The sequence below is a fragment of the Chryseobacterium sp. 22458 genome (genome assembly GCF_052044975.1).
Taxonomy (GTDB): domain Bacteria; phylum Bacteroidota; class Bacteroidia; order Flavobacteriales; family Weeksellaceae; genus Chryseobacterium.
On sequence record NZ_JBQEOA010000001.1, the window covers coordinates 90,695 to 109,145 of the forward strand.

An 18,451-nucleotide genomic window follows, 5' to 3' on the forward strand; every position below is an offset into this window, starting at 1 on the left:
AGATCAGGTTCACTTTTATGAGATTAAACATGAATTATAATTATTTAGTCTTAATATAAATAAGTACTTTTATCTGATCAATCAAATATTATGAATCATACAAATACCCCGGGCGAGTCTCAGAGAAAAGCAAAACCTGTTGCCCCAAAAGTAAAGGAACTGACAGACCGAACCAAAAGTATCATATTAGCTACCGTAGATGCCGAGGGAAATCCGAATTCAAGCTATGCACCCTTTGTACAGGAAGGAAATACATTTTATATTCTGGTGTCTTTTATGGCAAAACATACCAAAAACCTTTCTGAGGGAAGAAAAACTTCTGTCATGTTCATAGAAGACGAATCTGCCACCAAACAGATCTATGCCCGTGAACGCCTGACACTGGAAGTAAAATCTTCACAGATCGAAAGAGATTCCGAAACATGGAATACTATAGTTGCCAGGTTAAAAAAAGCGCATGGGAAAGTAGTAGACGTGATCTCTGAAATGGGCGATTTTATCCTGATTGCATTACAGCCTGTAAAAGGATCTTATGTGAACGGATTCGGTAGCGCTTATTTTGTGGATGAAAATCTGGAAATTATTGAGCATAGAAATGATGTCAATCATCAGTCTAAATGATTAAGCTGGAAGCTTGGAGAGGGAAGCTCGAGGTTTGTAAAGATTAAGGAAACAAAGAATCCGTTTTTTATGAACATTTTTTATTTAATCTTTAATTTATTTTGATACGAATAGTAACTTTCGTCTTCCCGTTCCCAGCTTCCTTTCCTAATCTCCCAGCTTCCAGCTTTTTTTAGTATTTTTGTCCAATAAAAAAAGAATGCCCCTTTACCGAGATTTTTCAGATGACAATGCCACAATCCTTGTTTGGAAGTATGATGAGAGTGAAGAACTTGATATCAATACATTGCTGGAACCTGAAAATGCAGAAAAGGTAAAAGACTATCATCCGAAAAAACTTCTGGAAGTGCTGATGGTACGCAAGCTGCTGAAAAGTTTAAAACCTCAGTCTAAGATATTATACAGAGAAAGAGAACCTTTTCTTTCTCCTCAGGATGCCGAAATTTCCATTACCCATTCTTTTCCGTTTGCAGCCATTGCTATTTCTAAAAATAAAATAGGAATAGACGTTGAAAAATTTAATCCTAAGATCTTAAGGGTGATTGATAAGTTTACCTATGAAAATGAACGGGGCTTCATTCCTGAAGATAAAGCCGATACTTTCTATACCATTATCTGGAGTGTAAAGGAAAGTATGTACAAGATCCACCATTCAAAATACTGGTCTTTAAAGAAGAATTATGAGGTGAAGCCGTTTGAACTTAAACATCTGCATAAGATCAGCTGCCGTGTGTATGATGATCAGTTTTCAGATGAGTTCAAGGCCAGAGTAGAATTTTTTGATGACTACTGCTTTACGATTGTGGAGGAGTAGCATGTTTTTCACTCCTGTATTTCTCAATCACTTTTCGCTGTTCTTTGGCAACATCATAGATCAGCTCCAGGATATCATGGATATTCTTAAGCTCAGTCAGATGTGATATTTTATCCGGATCTCTCCTGTCTACAATTTCATTTTCCTCAATCTCGGTTTTCCTTTTCAGAAGCATATCTTCTATAGAGGAATCTTCAGGTTCCAGGCGGCTTTCCATCTTTAATGTTTCGGTCACATCATTGCCGTTCAGAAGGGTAGAGGTCTGCTGCATTTCTGCTTCAATTTTTCTGCTCCAGCTTTCGGCATCTATTTCAGGATACTGCTCGTTGCTTTTGGCATATTGTGAAAGTGAAGCGGTGTAGGCTGTCACAAGGTGGGATGTAGCCACAAACTGATGTACCACCTCCAGTTTTTTCTGTTGGTTTTTAGGATCAGAGATCATCCGCTGGAAATTATCGGAGAGATTGGCCAGTGAAATAATTGCATTTTTTCTTTTCACCTTGTAGTCCTCAATGTCAAAACTCCCTTGTAAGAATTTAGAAATTACACTCTGGAAATAAATAAGATTATCTGCTGCAGATTTCTTCATCAGATCCAGATTCTGGGTATGTTCCCAAACAGGTAATACAATATAGGAAACAGCAAAAGCGATGATTCCGGCAATAGCGGTATCCAGCACTCTGTCTTTAAAAATAATATTAACTTTTCCGGGATTCAGGAAATTGAAACTCAGGAAAACATAGATCGTCATGAATAATACCGCCCAGAAGTACCTTCCTTTCAGAAAACTGAAGCACATGATCATACTGATCAGAAGGATGGCAAACAGAACACCATTGATGTGTACGAAATGCAGAATAATATAGGCTATGGTTGCTCCGGTAATGGTACCATAGAGACGAAGCAGATTCCGCTGTTTGGTGATGGAGTAGGCTGGTTTGAGAATAGCCGTGATGGTGATCAGTATCCAATACGTATGGCCCAGCCCAAGAAAATCAAACATGGAGAAAAGATAGCCCAGCAGCAAAGCAGTGGTAATTCTTATCGCATGGCGGAAATGAGAAGAGGATAATGAAATATTATTCCTTAAAACTTTTGAATTAAGTTTAGGTTCATTCGGCATGAACTTTTTAAGGTCTAATCCGGTAGATAAACTTTTGGCAAGCTTTACGTCCTGGGAAAAGACTTTATAGATTTCGTTGATCTCTTTGGTAATTTCGTTGATGCGCATCAGGATCTGGCGCAGAACCATGAAATTTTCCAGACTGTCCGGAGACAGCTGCTTATTTCTGAGTTCGAAATAATTATAATTGAGATTCTTTAATTCAAGTTCAAGATTAAACATTGGCTTTGCTCTCGTTCCACTTTGAAGAGCGATTCCGACATTGGTAATTTCCTCGGCCAAAAGATTAAGATAATCATGAATGTTGACCAGGATCATGCTGTCTTCGAAGCTTTGCTGGAGTTTCTGGTAATCACTTTCAGAGGTCATCAGCTTCTCATGAAGGTCCATGGAATTCAGGAACATCAGCATCAGCAAACGGCTGGTGGTTGTGGATTCATTGACGATGGTCCTTGTTTTGAAAACGGTTTCTCTGGTATCTTCCTGAAGGTTTTTTATTTCGATCTGCTTGGCAATAACCTGTGTGGTCAGTTTATCAAAATCAGGATTCTTCTGGTAATAGTTAGCTTTGATCTTTAAAAACTCGGCCAGCTGAAGATAATTTTCTCCGATCATCTGTCCGGCGAGTTTATAAGGCCGTATGGTAGTTACCACAAGGAAGATCAGTAAAAACCAGATGCATCCGCTGGCAAAGATAAGTAAGCTTTTTAAAATATTGCTTCCCGTAAGATGTCCGTCAATAAAGATAGCCAGTACTACGAGTGATAATGAACCTACAGCTGCCAACCGCTGACCGTAAACCCCGATCAGGGAGAAAAACATACCGAATACAATAATCTCAAGAAGTACAAGAATCTTAAAATTCATGACAAGACTCGCAATGAGTGCTACGAAAACAAAACAGCAAATTGCAAAGGCAAGGGCATTTCTTCTTCGGATAAAAGGACCCGGCTGGTCAGTAAGTGCAACAAAGCTGGTACCTAGAGGAAAAAGAAAATATTCTTTCAGAATTCCGAAGTGGGCGAGGACTAAACAAGGCAGAACAGTAGCTAATGTAATCCTGATTGCAGAATATACATATTGACTGGTTACAAATTTTTTGAGTTCCGCCGAATAGTTCATACTACAAAAATAGCTATAGAATTTAAGAAAATCGCCATAAAAAAGAGACTTTTGTAAACTTAAATATTATATTTTTTTAATAATTGATGAGAGAAAGACTCAAAACAATTTTTAACAGAATTCTGTTCAGTTTTGAGCGGAGAATTCTTAATTTCGTTTTTAAATTATTAAACCTATGAGAATCAGTGTTAAAAGTGTGATTGTTATTTTGTTTTCTTTCATTGTCATCAGCTGTAATTTACAGAATAAAGATAGCTTTAAGGCAAAAGAAGTCTATAAATCCGGAAGTCTGATCATTACTCAGGTTTCTGAAAATGCTTTTATTCATACCTCATTTAAGCAAACCAATGATTTCGGAAATGTTCCCTGCAACGGATTGGTAGTGAGAAATAATGATGAAACAGTTGTTTTTGATACACCCACTAATGATAAAGGAGCAGAAGAGCTCATCAAATGGATTAATGAAAAACTTCATTCTAAAATTAATGCTGTGGTCACAACCCATTTTCATGATGACAGTTTGGGGGGACTGCAGGCTTTTCATAACAAAAAAATACCTTCTTACGCTTATTCCGGAACCATAGCCCTAGCTAAAGAAAATAATTTTACAGTACCTGAAAACAGCTTTAATGATTCTGTTGTTTTAAAAGTTGGCCATCAGGAAACGGTTACAAAATTTTTCGGAGAAGGTCATACCAAAGATAATGTGGTTGGCTACTTTCCGTCTGAACATATATTATTTGGAGGATGTCTTTTAAAAGAACTTGAAGCCGGTAAAGGGTATTTGGGGGATGCCAATGTTTCAGCATGGTCCAATACTGTGGAACAGGTGAAAAAGGAATATCCAGATGTAAAAATAGTTGTTCCGGGACATGGTGAATATGGTGATGGAAAATTGCTGGACTATACGATTCAGCTTTTTAAAAAGAAATAGTCAAAATACGGGTTTCTCAAAGCAAAAAGTGAATGATAACCGTACCTGTAATAATTGACGAGACAAGCGGATTGACGGTTGACGATTCATAAAAAAAGCCTCATTACATAAGGATGAGGCTTTTTTTGTATAATTTTTTTTGTTGCTTAACGTTCGTTGTTGGATGTTTCTTCTCCGATGTTCCAGGTAAGACCGAAACGAAGGGTATTATCCAAAGCACTGTTGATTTTAGACATATTGATCAGGTAAGAAAGATCCAGTCCGAAAGAACGGTATCTTAAGCCTACACCCGCTGTTGCAAACTGTCTTGCTCCCTGCTCCTCACTTTCATGGAAGTAACCACCTCTTACGGAGAAAGCATTGTCATATGAATATTCCAAAGCACCACTGTACATGATACTGTTTTTGTTTTTGAAAGATTTTCCGATACCGGCCATAGGACCTACGTTTGGAATTTCGTACCTAGGCTGTCTTGTATTCGGGTCTATTCCTACATATTCAGATCCCGGAACCAGAAGTTTTGATCCTTCCACAGAGATTCCGATTCTGTTCATATCATCCAGGAACATATCATATCCAACCCCTAATCTTGCCATTGTAGGAAGATAAGATCTTGATTCTTCATTTCCTGTATAGTCAAGCTTCGGACCTAAGTTTTGAACTGCCAAACCTGCATTTACTCTACCGTCATATCCTCCGAAACTTGAGAATCTTGGAGAAGTATAGTATCCTGAAATATCTACAGCAAAACTATTGGCTGCCTTAAGCGTAGTATCTGTGTTGAATCCTCCGGCTAAGTCTGAACGGATGAATCTACCGGTAACAGCTCCTGAGAAAGAATCAGAAAGTTTCAATGCATAAGCCACGTCGATAGAGAATTCATTTGGTTTTGATGTACCCATTGAAGCGATCTCTGTACCTACCAATTGTGTCAGGTCAACCTGTCCCATATTGAAGTAATAGATACTTGCAGAGATGGTAGATCTCTCTTCCTGCCCCAGAAACTTATGGAACGATGCATATAATAAGAATACATCATTGGTAAGTTTTCCCATATAAGGCGTATAGTTAAGACCTACGGAAGAACTTGTTCTGCTAAAAGGATATTTAGCCGCATTCCAGAATTGTGAAAATGCATCCGGAGAGGTTACCACCCCCTGGTCTCCCATACCTCCTGATCTTGCATCAGGTGCAATTCTCAGGAAAGGAGCTCCGGTAAGTACTGGGTTTACTTTACCTAAATCTTGCGAATAGCCTAAAAAACCAGCACTCAAACCAAATCCTAAAAGCAGTTTAGTAGTTAAATTCATATGTTGTCTTTTATATATTATCAGTTTTTTATTAATTTTATTATCTATGTCTTATTTAAATTATTTCAAAAGTACCATTTTTTCTACAGCTGTGGCGCTTCCTTTGCATTTTTCTTGGTTTTGACTTTTTGCAAATATCTTAAAAATATACGTACCTTTTGCAACTGTAGACCCAAAATCGTCTCTTCCATCCCATTCTATTGCCTGACGAGGGGTTCTGAAGCCCTGTAGGAACGGTTCTGCAACCACCGGCTGAGATAAAGTTCTTACCAATCTTCCGGTAATGGTGTAGATTTGTACATTCACATCCAGGATATCATCACAGTTATGCTCAAACTGAATATACGTTTTATTGGTAAACGGATTAGGCCAGTTCAGCGGACGGTTGATGGTCAGATGCTGATCGGATTCATCCTTAACTTCAAAGTTTAACGTAGCAGTTGACGAATTATTGTTTATATCCCAAACTTTAAATGTTAGCTGGTGCTGCCCGATCGCAAGGTTTTTGAAAGGGTAGGTTACATTTCCTTTCTGATAGTCGGCAAGACTTGGGTTCAGACATCCGTTTCCTTCTCCCGGAGCATAGAAATCATTTAAGATCACTGTATTGATGATCTGGCCATCCAGATAGACTGTAATATCATGACCAATTCCAGATCCTGTAGAGTTAATTCCCGTGTCATCCGTAAGACAGGCAAGAAGCATTGGGTTCTGATTGGTAATTCCGCCATCTGCAAAGTTGGTGTTGTTCATATACAGCTTTACTTTTGGTGGCTGATTGTCATTGATTCCGTTAGGGTTAAGATCTCCTACCTGTACAGCCTGGTTGTTGAAGACATCCATAGACTTATTATCCGCATACCCTAATATCCTTCCTTCACCCACAGCATAGTTGATGTCTTTAGGAACATAGAACTCTGCCGTGAATACTCCGTTTACAGCGGTTCCTGCTGCTTTTACGATTGGGCTTCCTTCTTCCGTATACTCTAATACCGGGGTAAGAACTCCAATATTGTTCAATGTTTTTTTATTTAATCTTTTGTCAAAGATATTGATGGCAACTTTTCCGTTGAAGGTATTGTTCAGGGTACCGTCAGCTTTGTTGATGTGCCCTTTTACCTTTACAAAGTCCAGACCTCTGATGAGTCCCGGAACCGGTGTCTCAATATTATCAATAACCAAAAGTCTCTGAGGTCTGCTCAGTTTCATGGCAGGGTCACCCAGGAAGTTTACCTTCAGGTGGTTGTTGTTCGGCCCTTTCTGCTTCTTTGCAATTAAATGAGCGTTTCCTAAAGAATTGAAATCATCATTGGTTAATTTAAAAATATTCCGGGTAAAAGTATTGGTGAAATCCCGTCCGTAATCTACTCCAATGGCACGGCTGGAAGTAATCATGGCAGAAGCACCTCCCTGTTTTAGTTTGATAAACTGCTCTCCTACAGAATTGGTTCCCGGTTCATCCCATAACGTAAACTCACAGGTAATGGTAGAAACAAATGGAAACCTGCTGTATATACTGGAAAAATTGTGGGCATTTTGTACCTCCGTACTGGTTAATATTCTTTCCTGAGCCCAGCCATTGATTCCTCCGTGTCCGAAATAGAATAAATATAAACTGTTTCCTATGGCATTGGAAATGGCCTGGGTAACCTGTGGAAACCTAAGACCTGCTGACGTACTTTGAGCAGCAAAGGCATCCATATAGAGTTTTTTGACATTATATTCCTTAAGCTCCTGCTGACCGGGTTGTTCAAATATACCAGCAAGAGAAGTATTCATAACGTTATGGAATGGAGATCCTCCTTCGTTGTTATCATCCACTACAAAATCAAGACGCATACGCCATTCCCCGAAAGGGCTCGACTGTCCCGGCAGAGAGTTGTAATATGCCAGTGTTTTGTTGATCATATCTCCTGCCTCAGATGCATTAGTTGCCGGAATTCTTCCTACAGGGATATCAGGCAGATTGTTTTCAATTAAAAGATTGTTCTGGGGCTGGGTCATTACGATATAATCATCGGTAACAAATGACGATACCACATCGGAAGACTGCTCACTCTGATAGCTGGAAACAATATTATTATTGTTGGATATCCTGTTTTTATAATCAAATGAAGTATCCCCGAGGATAAATACATACTTTAGTCTTCCGCCTGCATTCAGCCTGGTAACAAAATCCCTTACAGCAGTAAGGTCTTTACTTCCGCTCCCGAATTCTTCATAAACTTTATTGACGTCTACAATCTCTACCTTATAATTATTGGCTGTCTGGTGATAATTGGCCAGTCTCTGTGCCTGTCCCATCAGTTCAGGTACCGTAAGGATCAGATAATCCACATTCTGTAATGCAGAAAGGTTCTGGTTGCCTATTCTTCCTACAAACTGCGGGCTATAGGCAGCATCAGCACGAAAAGCCACAAATTCATTATTAAAGTTCGGGTCAGAAGCAGTATAAGCGAAGTTAAAAGATCCTGCTCCTCCTTTATTCACCCTTCTGTTGGCATTGGTAATATCGGTAACATCCCATACCTGTTCCATGGCTGTCGCATTGGAAATGCTGAAACCATAGTCTGCATTACTCCCGCTCTCAATAGAAAAGTCCCTGAAATTCATCTGAGAACCATTGAAGGTAAGATTTTCTTTGTACTGCAGTTCAATATAATCGAAATAAAAATTCCCGTTAGGATTTTTAGTGATGTTAGGATTATAGTTGACTGTAATCTGGTTTCCGGTAAGATTAGAGATTGTCCCGCTATATAATAAAGGATAAAAATTATACTGAATACCCCCTGAGTCAGGTGGAACATCTTTTGTGGCAGGAGCTGAGTTGTTGATTTTAAAATCAATACTGTTCTGCTGTGACTGGTATCCTATGACCTGCGTTCTGTATCTTATAACATCGTTGGCCTGAATAGGGGAGTTGGTAGTAACTGTAATATCTTTTACATTGTTGAAAGGTGTTCCCTCAACCCATGTTCTCCCTACTTTTACAAGGTTTTTCTCATCTTTATTGATCACAAAATAGTTATCATATCTCGTGATCAGTTGAGGAGGCAGATTTCCATCTATGGTCTGTACTCTTTTTCCCGCACCTTTATCAAAGTTGATATAGTAATAGGAAAAATCTTCATATATATTCTTTACGTTATTACTTCGCTCGAAAAATCTTGTGTCTCTTCTTTTAAAGCCGTTTCCATTATTGGTGTCATAAAGGTTATAGCCATCAGGTCCCTGTGCATAGAAAAGAGCATAGTCATTATCATTCCATACCCCGTCATCTTCACCTACCACCTGAATAGCATTTTCCTGCAGGGCGCTGTATCTGGTATCCTGGTTAAATTCAGGAAGCATAACTCCTCCGTTTCCGTAGATTCTGAAATTTCTGGGATTCACAGAAGCAGGGTTGATCCCGTTATCCTTTAAAAACTGAGTCGTAATTTTGAATACTCCTGACTTGTCAACTCTTATCTTATAAAAATTTCCGCTGGAAAGCGGGTTTACGGTAGTTCCTATTTTGTTTGCCCCACCTGACTTAGTAAGTGGAAGAGAACCTTCAGTAACATTGAATGATGATAATCTCTGAATACGGCCCTTTACATTTTTAAATAATGCAACACTGATGCTGGCATAGGTTTCTCCTTCCAATGTATAATATGAAACATCTGCCACATCATAATCAGGAAGACTTCCTCTGTCAAGTTCAAATAAATCCTTATTGGAAACATTTTCCCAGGAAAGGTCAGAAATTTTCAGCTGCTTTTCTCCTATTTTTTGCTTAGTTACTATAAAAACATTATTTTGGCTGTAAGAAAAACCTTCATTTTTGAAAATGGGAAGATTAATTTTTGTGTCACCAAAATCCTGAATTTTAGAACCATTCCATTCTATGGTGTTTCTTTGGGCGTAAAGTGTTGATGCAAAAGCGATTAAAGATAAAAGCGTGATTTTTCGTTTCATGTTTACTATTGAAATTGCTAAATTACAAAATAAATGAAAATTTTAGAATTAAATTGTAATACAATAAAATTAATTTGTTATCGTTTTTCAAAAAAATCAAATCTTTATTTGATTTATTGAATAATTTATTTTTTCTTTGTACTCTTGAAAATATTTATATCGACTATGAAAAAACTAAAGTTGTTTTCATTAATAGCATTAAGTTCTACACTTGCATTAACCAGCTGTGGCGGATCAGGGACCAGCAAAGGTGGCGGTACCAAAAAATTTGTCAGTAAAACAGGTTGGAAACCAAACGAAAAACAGGGTTGGTTTTTTGCAGGAAAGCAACAGAAGCAGAAGGGTTGGCCGGGAATGGTATATGTAGAAGGTGGAACTTTTACAATGGGATTAGTGAAAGATGATGTTATGCACGATTGGAATAACACACCTCGCAGAATGCAGGTAAGTTCATTCTTTATCGGAGAAACTGAGATTACTAACTATGAATACCGCGAATACCTTACATGGTTGAAGTATGTATTCCCACCAAGTGACCCAAGCTTTAAGGAAATCTATAACGGGGCCTTACCGGATACCTTATTATGGGACAACAAATTAGCTAGAAACGATTATCAAGAAACGTATCTGCGTTCTCCGGAGTTCGATTACTATCCGGTAGTAGGAGTTTCCTGGACTCAGGCTAACAGATATTGTGAATGGCTTACAGACAGAGCAAATGAAAAAGCTTTAATGCAGGCTGGTGTTATTGCCAAGGATTTATATATCAATGAATCCAATAACCAGGGTGGTACTGCTTTCAATATGGATAAATTCAAATCGAATGATCCTGAAATGCAAGGGTACATCAATGAAAAAAGAATGCAGCAGAAAGCAGGTATGAAAACTACCAACCAGAGATTACTGGCTGCAAACAGAGCTCCTAATGCTTCAATGGTAATGAAGTTCAGACTTCCTACTGAAGTAGAATGGGAATATGCTGCTCTTGGTATGGCTAAGAACAGAGAATACAACCAATACCTTGGTAAAAAACCTGAAATCGAAAGATTAAGAGGTACCAAAGGAAGAGACAGAGGAATGTTCCTTGAAAACTTTAAAATGGGTAAAGGTGACTATTCAGGTATCGCAGGATGGAAAAACGACGGTTCTGCACAGACTTCTGATGTAAGACAATATCCATCTAACGATTTAGGTATATATGGTATGTACGGTAACGTTGCAGAATGGACTGCCGATGTATACAGACCAATCATCGATGAAGACTTCAACGACTTCAATTACTACAGAGGAAATATGCCTCAGGCTATTGTAAGAAACGGTGACGGAACTTACAAAATGATTGATGAAGGAACCATCAAGTATGATACACTTGCTGACGGAAGATTAGTATACAAAGGACTTCCGGGACAATTCGAAAGAGAAACTATTGCTGACTACAGAAACTACAGAGATGGTGACAGACAGTCTTCTTTAGAGTATTACAGAGCTTCAGATTCTGCTGCAGGATATGATATGTATAATGCACCGAAGAAAAGCTTCATCGTAGATGCCGGCGGTAGAGTAAAAATGCAAAAAGACACCAAAGAAAGAACATCCGGAATTTCTAACGACGTTAGAGTAGTAAAAGGAGGTTCTTGGCAGGATACGGCTTACTGGCTGGATCCGGGACAGAGAAGATATAAAAATCAAGGTAAAGCTTATGGTTGGATCGGATTCCGTGTTGCACAGGATGCAAGAGCCAGCGATAAGAGTAGAACTAGAAGATAATATTTATCAGAAAATACTTAAAAAAAACCTTCCGGATTTCCGGAAGGTTTTTTTATTTTTGAACCTTGAAACCGCCTGGGCTGAAAAATCTCAAAAACTCATACAGATTTGGCAATGGCATGTGATTTCTTTTAAAAAATATATATTTCCACATGAATATAGAACAGTTTTATCCTTTGTTTCTGCAGGCTTCTAAAGTAACCATCGACAGCAGAAAAATTGCAGAAAATGATATTTTCTTTGCCTTTTCAGGTGATAACTTCAATGCGGCAACTTTGGCTGAAAAAGCCATAGATGATGGAGCCTTAGCGGTAATCGTTGAGCAGCAGGAGTTTGAAAACAGGGATAAAAATATTTTCTATGTTCCTTCTACGCTTGAGTTCTTGCAGCAGCTCTCCATTTATCACAGAAACCAACTTGATATTCCTGTTATTGGCCTTACGGGAAGTAATGGAAAAACAACTACCAAAGAGCTGATCCATGCAGTACTTTCAGAAAAATTCAATGTGCAGTATACCTACGGAAACCTGAATAACCATATCGGAGTACCGCTCACCATTCTTTCTGTTAAACCTGAACATGAAATGGCAGTGATTGAAATGGGAGCCAACCATCAGAAGGAGATCGAATTTCTGTGTACAATTTCCAGGCCTGATTTCGGATATATCACTAACTTCGGTAAGGCACATCTGGAAGGTTTTGGAGGTTTCGAGGGAGTGATCAAAGGAAAATCGGAGTTATATGACTATCTTAAAAATAATCATAAGACTATCGTGATCAATGAAAATGATCCTATCCAGGTGGAAAAAACAGAAAACTATTCACCTGTCCTTACTTTTGGAAAAGAAGGTTCAGATTATAATTTTGAAGCATTCTCAGAAGAGCATTTTGTAGGGTTAAACTATGAAGGAGCAAAAGCAGTATCAAAACTGACCGGAGAATATAACTTTACCAACCTTTGTGCAGCTGCAAGTCTGGGACTTCATTTTGGAATCAGCTTTGAAAAGGTAAAACATGCGATTGAACAATACACTCCAACGAATATGCGTTCGCAGGTTGTAAAAAAAGAAGGCAGAACATTGGTACTTGATACTTATAATGCAAACCCAAGTTCAATGACAGCTTCACTGCATAACTTTATCACTTTTGAAGGCCGAAAAACCATTATTATTGGGGATATGCTTGAACTGGGTGAGGAAAGTGAAAAAGAGCATAAGAACATCTTAAAACTTGCACAGGACCTGAATTTCAATGAAATCATTACAGTTGGGAAACATTTTAAAGCGGTAAATTCTTCAGTGCTTGCTTTTGAAAATACAGCTGAGCTGGCAGAATATCTGAAACAACATACAATACAGTCTGAAAATATCCTATTAAAAGGGTCAAGAGGAATTGCTCTTGAAAAAGTGATTGACTTTATTTAAGGTGTAAGGAGGCCGGGCAGGAAAGTCTTTAAAATAGGAATAAAGAAGAATTCTTTTTTATTCAGCAAATAAGTCGCTAGAATGATTATGAGAAGTTAGCCGTCGGGTATAACTTCCATCTTCGTTCTTCCATCTTCCAGCCAAAAACTATCTTTTCTTCGAATCCCAGAATTCTTTCACAATCAGTTTGATATTCTGAAATGTACTCGGGAACACCTCACTTTCAATCTGGGAGGTATTTTTCCAGGCTACTTCAGTAATCCCTTCCTCTATCTGTGGTGTTGAAGTATCTTCACCGTCGAAGTTCATTTCAAACCAATGGGTGCATTTCAGTATTTTTTCACCGTTCCTTTCAATATAGATATGGTAAGTTGTATTGATAAACGCTACAAGTTCCACATTTTTCAGACCGGTTTCTTCTTCAATTTCCCGTACCGCAGATTCTTCTCTGGATTCTCCTTTTTCCATTTTTCCTTTTGGGAGATCCCATCTGCCCAGTCGTTTGATGAAAAGGGTTTCTCCGTCAGGATTATTGACAAGACCGCCTGCAGCTTCAATGATTCTGAAAAGCTTCTGAAACTCTTTCCAGATCTCATCTATATTTTCACCATAAACGTTCAGTTCATTCACCGAAGTATTCTCCAAAAGATCCAATGCTATCTCTAAAGTCGTGAAACTTTCATACCCAAGTTTTTTTTCAAGTTCCTCAGGATGTCTGGATATCAGTAATTTTTTTTCGTTCACAAAAACTTTATACATTTTCAATATTTATTGGAGGTATTGGTAATCAGTTATTTGTATTTTGTAAAAATTGTAAAGCAGGTAAATATTCCTGCCGGTTTGTTCGTCTTTCTACTAAAATACCTTCACAAATATATAAAATAAAGCACAAAATGTTCCGCTAAGGACTTTATTTTTCTTACCAAAAACAAATGTTTGACATGGCCTCGATATGATAAGATTCGGCAATGATGACAGATATAATGTACTATTTTGAAAAAGAATTGAAACAGTGTTTTGGTCTCTTATTTAATAGTATCAGGACTCGCTTATTGGTTTTATAAGAACAGATACAGGTGATTTTAGATGTTTTACATATTATTAAATGCAGATCTGTTTTTAAAAGTCTGCTTTGGGTGGTGTCTTTGTTGATTTTTTTTATAATTTTGTTGTTATAGCAAATAGGAATGTACCATTCATGCCGTCATTTGTGAGGGCTTTGCGGACTTACAATATTTTTGAAACTTGCTGTTGCTGTTATTGCTCACCAGATTGTTGAAATATTAATTGTTAAATTGATATACCGGCAATGTCGGTGTGAATGAGTTAAAATTTAAATACAAAATAAAAAATGAATTTAGAAGGACGAAAAATTATTGTCAATAAATCATCCAAAGAACTTACAGAGTTGTTGAAATCACCTGAAAATTATAAAGATTTTATGCCGGATGGTCTTCAGAAATTTGAAACCAGAGATAACGGTTTTAAATTCGGGTTACAGGGAATGCCTGAAATCGCTTTGAAAATTGATGAAGTAGATGATCAGAAAGCTGTGTTGAGATCTGCAAGCTCAAGTTTGGATTTTTCATTAACGGCGACTTTAAACCCGATCAGTGAAAACCAGACAGAAGTTCAGATGTTGTTTGAAGGGAAATTCAATCCGTTTATCAAAATGATGGTTGAAAAGCCCCTGCAGAACTTTATCAATACGCTGACAGATAAGATCGAAGCCTACAAATAATATAAAAAACCTTCAGCGATGAAGGTTTTTTTATTGAAAGCCCGTACTGTATTTTTCCTGAGAAGCAAACAGAAAAAGCAGGATCATGCGGATTCTTCCGGATAACAGAGTCTTTTTTAAATCTTACTAACGATGCTTTAGTTATCCGGTCCTGCATTGGCTTTTCCTATTTTAAATCTTCTCATTTATTATTTTGATTTCCTTTCCGGAAGCCTGGGTTGTATTTAGAACCTTAAACCGGCTTCTTGGTGAGTCTTCAATAAGCACTCAGTAACTCTACTTTTACTTCACGATTTTTTTTGTTCTGAAGAGGAATCTGTATTTTTCTAAAAGCTTCAAGCTTCTCCTGGCTGTTTTCACAACCGGAACATAGACTGCCTGCAATTACCGTTAAACATAATAGACCGGTCACTGTCTTAAATCCTGCTTTTCTCATGCCTCAGTTATTGGTCTTACACTAATGATTCTTTTTAAAAAGTCCTGCTTTTAAGTCTGAACCAATCGAGCCTTCTGCCAGTTGCAGGTAATTTCTTTTACTCTGGTCCTTTTCTATTTTTACAGTTCCTGTAGTCTGTACATTTTTCATTTCCAGAAAATCGGTTGAAGTTGCATCGCTGTCGCTTAACGGACCGCTTCCATATCCTGCAAGCTTATTATAATCTGTGAAAATACAGTCAGAAGCTTTATAGCTGCGTTTACTGCCTTTTTCCCTGATCCATACCGTACTGGTACCGGCTATAATATTATGATGAAAATCGAAATCATCCCCATGGGTACCCTGGGTAGTCCATACACCACAGAAATATCCACCATATACCAGCGAATGGCTCATGGCACTGCGACTGCCTTTCCCTCCGTTATTTTTCCAGAAAACAACCGGGATTTTACAGTTGAAAAAGACGCAATGATCAATCACCAGGCCATAGCCATTAGCGATAACTCCTACATGCAAGGGGAGAACATCAGCATTTCCGGCAAACAGGCATTGGGTTACGAGCAGATCATCTAAACTCTTTCCATCACGCCAGATGGGATACGAACGGCGTAGGTTGGTACCGTCTATATAAGAATAATCCGGGCTTCCGGTAAAGCGGAGACCTTCAATAGTGACATGGCTTACTTCAGGCTGTATGCCTCTCGCTTCCAGCCCTCCCACACCTGGCTCCAATGGTACTGCTGTCACTATCACAGGCATCTTTTGAGGAGTCCAGCCCGCATCATCAGGCATAACTTCTGCACGGATGACGAGCCGGTCTTTAAGGCTATATTTATCATTGTTGAATATAACCGTTTGCGTTAATAGGTGTACCCCTTCCGAAAGGAAAATGGTTGTAGCTTCCTTCTGCTTGTTCGAGTTGACCCGTTTGGCGGCTTCCATGATGGTCTTTAGCGGTTGTGTCTTTGTTCCGGAATTAACATCGTTACCGGCCTGGGGATTTACATATAGTTGCTCTGCCTGTATCAGAAGCAGGTTCAGCATAAACAGGAGTAAACTGAATGTATATTTTATCATGTTCCTTTTTTTTGTAAAATTAGGAACAGTTTTATCTTCTGAAAAGGTCATTTTATCTTTAAACTGATCATTTAAATATTCTTCCGGTATTGTTGAGGCGTGATCCCGGTAAGTTTTTTAAAGAAACGGTTAAAATTGGAAGGATCTGAGAAGCCGAAGTCATAAGAAATTTCTTTGGCAGATTTGTTCTGGTAAAGTTGTTTCTTTATTTCTGAAATAAGCTTGTAATGGATCATTTGCTGAGCAGATAATCCGCTGAACTGCCTGCAGATTTTATTAAGGAAACCCGTACTCACATTAAGCATCTGGGAATACGCTTCAACACTTCGGTCATTCATAAACTTCTTTTCAAGTAAGAACCGGAATCTATAAAAATCTGAATGTACATAAGTATCTCTCTGAACGTTGTACACCCCTGCATAATACCGGTTGAGAATGACCAGCAGCTGATATAAAAGTGATCGGATCAAATGATTGCTGTCATTCTGAAGCTGCCCGAATTCCAGTTCCATACCATGCAGAAGTCCCAGACACTTTTCAAATGCATCTTCAGATAGTTTCATTTCTGTGGGACTTGAATACTGGTGGAAATATTGAAATCGGTAAAGGAACAATTCATCAGAGAAAAAAAGATGAAGAAAATCTTTTTCAAAAAGCAGGGTATAGCCTTTGATATTCTCTTCAATTTCCCAGTGACGTACCTGTCCGGGACTTGTGAAAATAATCGTTCTGGGAGCGATATGTATTTTATTTTCATCCAGTGTAAAAATTCCTGCCCCTTCTTCTATAAAAAGAATTTCGTAAAAACTAAGCTGGTGCAGCGTCTGATCTAATACGAAATGATTCAGTGTTTCGATACGTCCGATGTCCAAAAGAAGCTCCTGGCCATACTTGCATGGGAGGAAATGATACGTTTTAATTTTTGTCACTGATGCCATTTCTTTTACAGTTTCCTTCTTGTTCTAAAGATGAACTAAAATACAAATTTTCTTCTGGCTATAGATTGACAACACCGCCAAACCTGTTTAAAGGTATATTTTTTACAGATAAAGAATCAAAGAAAATAAAACTTTAATTAAGCTATGATTCCTGAGCTATGATCAATAGTACTTCCTGTAGCGGAAGAAAGAACATTGATTTCATTATTCATTCTTAAAACTCCCATGAAAGCAAAGATTAGCGCTTCTTTATAATCAATGATCTCTTTTTCAGGAATGACGATTCCGGATTTTGTTTTTGCTTTTATTTTTTCGATTAAAAAAGTATTAGAGGCTCCTCCTCCGGTAATCAGGATATCTTTTATATGATGTTTATTGATAACGTTGGCGATTTGTTGAGCCGTATGTTCGGTAAATGTGGCCAATGCATCTGAAGCGTTTATGTTTTCCAGAGCAGGAAAAATATACTCGTTGCACCATTCTATTCCCAATGATTTAGGATGAGACTGGTGGTAAAAATCTAAAGAATTAAACTGGTTCAGAAGGTCTTCATTGATCTTTCCGTTTCTTGAAAGGTCTCCGTTTTCATCAAAATATTTACCCAGTTTCTGAGCTAAGCGGTTCAGCACAATATTAACAGGAGCAATATCGAAAGCAATTCTTTTACCATCGGATTGTAAAGAAATATTAGAAAAACCACCAAGATTAAGGCATGCGCCGTATTTTGAAAAAAGCAATTCATCACCAATAGGAACTAATGGCGCTCCATTTCCCTGCATCAGAACATCCTGACTTCTGAAATCATAGATAACAGGTAAACCTGTCTCCAGTCTGATTGCCCGGCCGTCACCAATCTGAAGAGTAAATTTTCTTCGAGGCTGATGAAAAACCGTATGACCGTGGGAAGCTATCAGATCAATATTTTCCAACTGATGCTGATCTATAAATTCCCTGACTTTCTGCCCAAGATAAAAGCCATAATCGGAATTCAGTTCCAGCAGATCTTCCGCAGAAAGGTGAATTGAATTTTTCAGTCTTTTTTCCCAGTCGTCAGAATAGGGAATGGTCTCTGCCTTCAGGATGCGGAAAGTCCATTGGTCCTGCCTGTCAAATTCAGCAAAGCAGATATCCAAGCCGTCGAGACTTGTTCCGGACATGAGCCCGATTGCCAGAGTTTTCATGGTGAA

The 18,451-nt window shown here is 38.2% G+C and carries 13 protein-coding genes; 6 read left to right on the plus strand and 7 right to left on the minus strand.

Translation table 11 applies throughout. The features are described from left to right. The first annotated feature begins 90 nt into the window (after window positions 1-90). Window positions 91-621, plus strand: coding sequence for a pyridoxamine 5'-phosphate oxidase family protein (locus tag ACTJJF_RS00480; RefSeq protein WP_440698291.1), 531 nt, complete (start codon window positions 91-93; stop codon window positions 619-621). A gap of 199 nt (window positions 622-820) precedes the next feature. Beyond that, on the plus strand, window positions 821-1,435 hold the full coding sequence (locus tag ACTJJF_RS00485) for a 4'-phosphopantetheinyl transferase superfamily protein (RefSeq protein WP_312296413.1): 615 nt from the start codon (window positions 821-823) through the stop codon (window positions 1,433-1,435). Here ACTJJF_RS00485 and ACTJJF_RS00490 read toward each other — a convergent pair. Next, window positions 1,416-3,680 carry an FUSC family membrane protein gene (locus ACTJJF_RS00490; RefSeq protein WP_440698292.1) on the minus strand — a complete coding sequence of 755 codons (2,265 nt, stop codon included), beginning with the start codon at window positions 3,678-3,680 and terminating at the stop codon, window positions 1,416-1,418. The two genes, ACTJJF_RS00485 and ACTJJF_RS00490, sit on opposite strands and share 20 nt — an antisense overlap. 175 nt (window positions 3,681-3,855) lie before the next feature. Between ACTJJF_RS00490 and blaCHM the strand changes: the two genes are divergently transcribed. Next, window positions 3,856-4,614 carry a CHM family subclass B1 metallo-beta-lactamase gene (gene blaCHM / locus ACTJJF_RS00495; RefSeq protein WP_440698293.1) on the plus strand — a complete coding sequence of 253 codons (759 nt, stop codon included), beginning with the start codon at window positions 3,856-3,858 and terminating at the stop codon, window positions 4,612-4,614. 146 nt (window positions 4,615-4,760) lie between these two features. Here the strand turns inward: blaCHM and porV are convergent, their stop codons facing one another. Together porV and porU are read right to left on the minus strand one after the other, a co-directional pair. Then, window positions 4,761-5,924, minus strand: a complete 1,164-nt coding sequence (gene porV, locus ACTJJF_RS00500; protein ID WP_065398694.1) for a type IX secretion system outer membrane channel protein PorV — start codon at window positions 5,922-5,924, stop codon at window positions 4,761-4,763. A gap of 60 nt (window positions 5,925-5,984) precedes the next feature. Next, window positions 5,985-9,881: a type IX secretion system sortase PorU gene (gene porU, locus ACTJJF_RS00505; protein ID WP_440698294.1), complete on the minus strand. Its 3,897-nt coding sequence runs from the start codon at window positions 9,879-9,881 to the stop codon at window positions 5,985-5,987. A 165-nt stretch (window positions 9,882-10,046) separates the two neighbouring features. Here porU and gldJ point away from each other — a divergent pair, with 165 nt between their 5' ends. Next, on the plus strand, window positions 10,047-11,648 hold the full coding sequence (gene gldJ, locus ACTJJF_RS00510; RefSeq protein ID WP_440698295.1) for a gliding motility lipoprotein GldJ: 1,602 nt from the start codon (window positions 10,047-10,049) through the stop codon (window positions 11,646-11,648). Between the two features lie 152 nt (window positions 11,649-11,800). Further along, window positions 11,801-13,072: a UDP-N-acetylmuramoyl-tripeptide--D-alanyl-D-alanine ligase gene (locus ACTJJF_RS00515; RefSeq protein ID WP_440698296.1), complete on the plus strand. Its 1,272-nt coding sequence runs from the start codon at window positions 11,801-11,803 to the stop codon at window positions 13,070-13,072. Between the two features lie 147 nt (window positions 13,073-13,219). On the opposite strand, the gene ACTJJF_RS00520 is transcribed toward ACTJJF_RS00515, so the two are convergent. Beyond that, complete coding sequence (locus tag ACTJJF_RS00520; RefSeq protein WP_440698297.1) at window positions 13,220-13,831, minus strand: NUDIX hydrolase; 612 nt, start codon at window positions 13,829-13,831, stop codon at window positions 13,220-13,222. A gap of 592 nt (window positions 13,832-14,423) precedes the next feature. On the opposite strand from ACTJJF_RS00520, the gene ACTJJF_RS00525 reads away from it, so the two are divergent. Next, entirely contained in the window at window positions 14,424-14,813 is a 390-nt protein-coding gene (locus ACTJJF_RS00525) for a hypothetical protein (RefSeq protein WP_034699917.1), read from the plus strand. Between the two features lie 457 nt (window positions 14,814-15,270). Here the strand turns inward: ACTJJF_RS00525 and ACTJJF_RS00530 are convergent, their stop codons facing one another. The 3 genes from ACTJJF_RS00530 to ACTJJF_RS00540 all read right to left on the minus strand — a co-directional run bounded on the left by ACTJJF_RS00530 (window position 15,271) and on the right by ACTJJF_RS00540 (window position 18,445). Then, complete coding sequence (locus tag ACTJJF_RS00530; protein WP_440698298.1) at window positions 15,271-16,326, minus strand: hypothetical protein; 1,056 nt, start codon at window positions 16,324-16,326, stop codon at window positions 15,271-15,273. Window positions 16,327-16,397: 71 nt separating this feature from the next. Then, window positions 16,398-17,264, minus strand: coding sequence for a helix-turn-helix domain-containing protein (locus ACTJJF_RS00535; protein ID WP_440698299.1), 867 nt, complete (start codon window positions 17,262-17,264; stop codon window positions 16,398-16,400). Between the two features lie 137 nt (window positions 17,265-17,401). Then, window positions 17,402-18,445, minus strand: coding sequence for an anhydro-N-acetylmuramic acid kinase (locus ACTJJF_RS00540; protein ID WP_440698300.1), 1,044 nt, complete (start codon window positions 18,443-18,445; stop codon window positions 17,402-17,404). Window positions 18,446-18,451: the final 6 nt, after the last annotated feature.